The organism is Desulforamulus aquiferis (assembly GCF_030577015.1).
GTDB classification, from domain to species: domain Bacteria; phylum Bacillota; class Desulfotomaculia; order Desulfotomaculales; family Desulfotomaculaceae; genus Desulfotomaculum; species Desulfotomaculum aquiferis.
Genome location: NZ_JARPTC010000071.1, coordinates 1 through 396 on the forward strand (window position 1 = coordinate 1; position 396 = coordinate 396).

A 396-nucleotide genomic window follows, 5' to 3' on the forward strand; every position below is an offset into this window, starting at 1 on the left:
GAAAAGCCACGAGGAGCCGCAAGCAGGCGTTAATCCGTGGATACCCGAATGGGGCAACCCGGCGGAGCAAAACTCCGTCACCCTATGCTGAACACATAGGCATAGAGGAGGGCACCCGGGGAACTGAAACATCTAAGTACCCGGAGGAAAAGAAAGAAACATCGAACCCCCAAGTAGCGGCGAGCGAAAAGGGGCGAGCCTAAACCAGAATTCTTCGGAAATCTGGGGTTGCGGGACCTTCATCACGTGATTGCTAGTCCTAGTCGAAGCCACCTGGAAAGGTGCTGCACAGAAGGTAAAACACCTGTAGACGAAAGGACGAAGATTGCAGAAGGAATCCCAAGTACTGCGGGACACGAGAAACCCCGTGGGAATCAGGGGGGACCACCCCCCAAG

General features: G+C 55.1%; 1 rRNA gene. It reads left to right on the forward strand.

Annotation, left to right across the window (positions count from 1 at the left end):
• A 23S ribosomal RNA gene (locus P6N53_RS18565) occupies positions 1-396 on the forward strand; the annotation flags it as partial.